The 4,462-nt window shown below is 63.6% G+C and carries 3 protein-coding genes; 2 read left to right on the top strand and 1 reads right to left on the bottom strand.

The genetic code is table 11. The annotated features are described in order from the left end of the window. Positions 1-258 precede the first annotated feature (258 nt). The gene (locus IVB47_RS21245) at positions 259-1,485 is read left to right on the top strand and encodes an ABC transporter substrate-binding protein (RefSeq protein WP_007615994.1); all 1,227 of its coding nucleotides are present in this window, start codon (positions 259-261) and stop codon (positions 1,483-1,485) included. Positions 1,486-1,601: 116 nt separating this feature from the next. Here the strand turns inward: IVB47_RS21245 and IVB47_RS21250 are convergent, their stop codons facing one another. Next, positions 1,602-2,027, bottom strand: a complete 426-nt coding sequence (locus tag IVB47_RS21250) for a DUF1330 domain-containing protein (protein WP_247463958.1) — start codon at positions 2,025-2,027, stop codon at positions 1,602-1,604. Between the two features lie 167 nt (positions 2,028-2,194). Here IVB47_RS21250 and IVB47_RS21255 point away from each other — a divergent pair, with 167 nt between their 5' ends. Beyond that, positions 2,195-4,408, top strand: coding sequence for a penicillin-binding protein 1A (locus IVB47_RS21255; protein ID WP_247463961.1), 2,214 nt, complete (start codon positions 2,195-2,197; stop codon positions 4,406-4,408). Positions 4,409-4,462: the final 54 nt, after the last annotated feature.

Genomic DNA, 4,462 nt, shown 5'->3' on the forward strand with positions numbered 1-4,462 from the left:
GGAGGATGCGGGTCCAGCGGGTTAGTCTCTCGGAGATTTCATAGGGTGGGCTACGCCCGGCGGACTGCACTTCGCGCATCCGCCGGGGCTGTGCCCACCTTAACGAACTTGCTGAGACGTTGCGTATCCTACGAACTGCGGGTGCACGCCCACCTTGCGTTGCAGCAATGCCTCATTCACACTCGACCTCAGCGGTGACGCCCCGTGCGCATGAGCGCACCCGATTGATCACCGGCAATAAACAATGAGGAAATGCGAATGAGGAATGGAATTCTGCATCTGGCCACGGCAACGGCGCTGACCCTGGCGCTGTCGGTCTCGGCGGCCAATGCCCAGAAGAAATATGATCCGGGTGCCAGCGATACCGAGATCAAGGTCGGCCAGACGATGCCGTTTTCTGGACCGGCGTCGGCCTATTCGTCGATCGGCAAGACCCAGGCCGCCTATTTCAAGATGATCAACGACCAGGGCGGCGTCAACGGCCGCAAGATCAATCTGATCCAGTATGACGACGCCTACTCGCCGCCGAAAGCCGTGGAGCAGATTCGCAAGCTGGTCGAAAGCGACGAGGTTCTGCTGACCTTCCAGATCATTGGCACGCCGGTGAACGCAGCCGTGCAGAAATATCTCAATTCGAAGAAGGTGCCGCAACTGTTCGCGGCGACCGGAGCCTCGAGGTTCACGGATCCGAAGAACTTTCCGTGGACGATGGGCTTCAACCCCAACTACTTCGTCGAAGGCCGCATCTACGGACAGTACATACTGAAGGAGCATCCGAACGCCAAGATCGGCGTGCTCTATCAGAACGACGACCTCGGCAAGGACTATCTGAACGGCATCAAGGCCGGCCTCGGCGACAAGGCTGCCAAGATGATCGTGACTGAAGCTTCCTACGAAGTCTCCGATCCGACCGTCGACTCGCAGATCCTCAAGATCAAGGATGCCGGCGCCGATTTGTTCTTCAGCGCCACCACGCCGAAGCAGGCGGCGCAGGCGATCAAGAAGATCGCCGAGATGGGCTGGCATCCGGTGCAGATCGTCGACATCAACGCCACCTCGGTCGGCGCGGTGCTGAAGCCGGCCGGCCTCGACGCCGCCAAGGGCCTGATCAGCGTCAATTACGGCAAGGAACCGCTCGATCCGACCTGGAAGGACGATGCCGGCCTTAAGAGGTATTTCGACTTCATGGCCAAGTATTATCCGGATGGCGACAAGGATTCGAACTTCAACACCTACGGCTACAGCACGGCGCAGCTGTTGGTCCATGTGCTGAAGCAGTGCGGCGACGACCTCACGCGCGAGAACGTGATGAAGCAGGCCGCGTCGCTGAAGGACGTGACCAGCGACACCGCGTTGCCCGGCATCAAGGCCAACACCTCACCGACCGACTACCGGGTCAACAAGCAGCTTCAGATGATGAAGTTCAACGGCGAACGCTGGGAGCTGTTCGGCCCGATCATTGAGGATGCGAGTCCGGCGGGTTAGTTCTCGTAAGCAACTGCCTCAACGTCGTCATGCCCGGGCTTGTCCCGGGCATCCACGTTCTTGCGGCAAGCAAAGGAAGGCGTGGATGGCCGGGTCAAGCCGGCCATGACGGCAAATCAATCCGGCACCTCGCCAAAGTTCTTTCCGACCGGCAGCACCGCATGCCGAATGAGCCGTGAATCCTCCACCGCGGCCTGCCTGTGCTTCACCGCTTCGCGGTAGACGGGATCGCGGATCATCTCGACGAAGGCGGCGACGCTTGGGTATTCGGCGATGAAACAGTGGTCCCAGCGCTCGGTCTCCGGGCCGATCAGCGTCAGCTCGAATTTGCCCTGCCAGACGATGCGGCCGCCGAGGCGTTCGAACACTGGGCCGCTCTCGCGGCCATAGGCCGCATAGGCTTCCGCGCCGCTCGCCTTGCGGCCATCCGGATAGGCCGCTTCCTCGCGCAAGCGCACCAGGTTGAGCATGTGGATCGGGCCGGGGCGGTCGTTGTCCCGGAACTGCGCGAAAATCTCCTTGGTCGGATCGATGTGGCCCATCTGAGTTTCCTCTTGTTTTATGCCGGCGATCCTAGCTCTGCCGACCTCCCAGCGGAACTGCGGCCATCGAATGCCGCACCTCCTAATCACGCGTTAAGCTCTGGGTAACCGGGCCTTAAACAGCGACCGCTAGCGTGCGGCGGGGCGGGCTGACCGGGCGTTTGCGTATGGGGTTGGGAAAGAAAAAGGGTGGGCGCAAGGAGCCGCTGTTCGGCTTGCCTGCAGCACTCGCCGATCTGCGCCTGACCGCCGCCGACCGGATTCCTGGCGGCGATGACAAGCCGAAGAAATCAACGAAATCATCCGCCAAGCGCAAGAGCGAGGATGCCGGCGACGAGCCGCCGCGCGAGCGGAAGGCGCCGGCCGGCCGCGGCAGTGCCAAGCGCCGATCCAAGTCACGCATCGGCGCAAGCCTTGGCCGCCTAGTCTATTGGGGCGCGGTGCTGGGCCTGTGGGGCGCGATCGCCGTGATCGGCGTCGTGATCTATGTCGGCGCTCATCTGCCGCCGATCCAGTCGCTGGAAATCCCCAAGCGGCCACCGACGATCCAGATCGTCGGCATCGACGGCAGCATGCTGGCACAGCGCGGCGAGATGGCCGGCGCCAACGTCTCGCTGAAGGATCTGCCGCAATATCTGCCCAAGGCGTTCATCGCCATCGAAGACCGCCGCTTCTATTCGCATTTCGGCATTGATCCCGTCGGCATCCTGCGCGCGCTCGTCACCAACGTGCTCCATCGCGGCGTGTCGCAGGGCGGCTCGACGCTGACGCAGCAACTGGCGAAAAACCTGTTCCTGACCCAGGAGCGCACCATGGCGCGCAAGCTGCAGGAAGCGGAGCTCGCGATCTGGTTGGAGCGCAAACATTCCAAGAACGAGATCTTGGAGCTCTATCTCAACCGCGTCTATTTCGGCTCCGGCGCCTATGGCGTCGAGGCCGCCGCGCAACGCTATTTCGGCAAGTCGGCCAAGAACGTCACCGTCGCGGAAGCAGCGATGCTGGCCGGCCTCGTCAAGTCGCCTTCGCGGCTGGCGCCGAACCGCAACCCCGAGGGCGCGGAAGCACGCGCGAAAATCGTGCTCACGGCGATGGCCGATGCCAAATTCATCACTGAGGCGCAGGCGCAGGCCTCGATCGGCCAACCCTCCTACAATGTGAAGCCGGTCGGCGCCGGCACGATCAACTACGTCGCCGACTGGATCGGCGAGGTGCTGGACGATCTGGTCGGCCAGATCGACGAGAGCATCAAGGTCGAGACCACGATCGATCCGAAGCTCCAGAGCGTGGCGGAAGCCGCCATCATCGACGAGCTCGCAGCCAAGAGCGTGAAGTTCAACGTCAGCCAGGGCGCGCTGGTGGCGATGACGCCTGACGGCGCGGTGCGCGCCATGGTCGGCGGCCGGAACTATTCCGAGAGCCAGTACAATCGCGCCGTCACCGCCAGGCGCCAGCCGGGCTCCTCGTTCAAGCCGTTCGTGTACTTGACCGCGCTCGAGCAGGGACTGACGCCCGACACCCTCCGGCAGGACGCGCCGATCGAGGTCAAGGGCTGGAGACCCGAGAACTACACCCACGAATATTTCGGCGCGGTGACGCTGACCCAGGCGCTCGCGATGTCGCTCAACACGGTCGCCATCCGCCTCGGCCTCGAGGTCGGCCCGAAGAACGTGGTGCGCACCGCGCACCGGCTCGGCATCTCGTCGAAACTCGAGCCCAACGCCTCGATCGCGCTCGGCACCTCCGAAGTCTCGATGGTCGAGCTGGTCGGCGCCTATGCACCCTTCGCCAATGGCGGCTTCACGGCGACGCCGCATGTCGTCACGCGGATCAGGACGCTCGGTGGCAAGCTGCTCTACATGCGCCAGGCGGACGAGCACAATCAGGTGGTCGACCCGCGCTATGTCGGCATGATGAACGCGATGATGCGGGAAACGCTGATCAGCGGCACCGCCAAGAAGGCGGAGATCCCGGGCTGGCCGGCGGCCGGCAAGACCGGCACCAGCCAGGACTACCGTGACGCCTGGTTCATCGGCTACACCGCCAACCTCGTCACCGGCGTGTGGCTCGGCAATGACGACAACTCGCCGACCAAGAAGGCAACCGGCGGCGGCCTGCCGGTCGAAGTCTGGTCGCGCTTCATGAAGACGGCGCACGAAGGCGTGCCGGTGGCAGCCTTGCCGAGCTCTCCAGGTGGCTGGGGTCTGTCGAACCTGGCGCAGGCAACATCGCAGGTGTCGCCGCCGACAGCGGCAGCGCCCGCGCCGGCACCTGCCAACAACGGCGCCTATCGCCCGCCCCCCATGCGCGCCAATGCGCGGCCGGAGGCAGCCGCAGGGCTCGACGGCTGGCTGATGGACCGGCTGTTCGGCGGGAATCGCTAGCGCCGACCTGAGGTCTTGGTGACCTCAAAACAAAAAAACGCGAAAACAACCCCA

The sequence above is a fragment of the Bradyrhizobium sp. 62 genome (assembly GCF_023073035.1).
Lineage (GTDB): Bacteria > Pseudomonadota > Alphaproteobacteria > Rhizobiales > Xanthobacteraceae > Bradyrhizobium.

Excerpts from the sequence above, each read along its gene's own strand:
- IVB47_RS21245 (WP_007615994.1), top strand. The coding sequence starts at position 259 with ATGAGGAATGGAATTCTGCATCTGGCCACGGCAACGGCGCTGACCCTG.
- IVB47_RS21250 (WP_247463958.1), bottom strand. The coding sequence starts at position 2,027 with ATGGGCCACATCGATCCGACCAAGGAGATTTTCGCGCAGTTCCGGGAC.
- IVB47_RS21255 (WP_247463961.1), top strand. The coding sequence starts at position 2,195 with ATGGGGTTGGGAAAGAAAAAGGGTGGGCGCAAGGAGCCGCTGTTCGGC.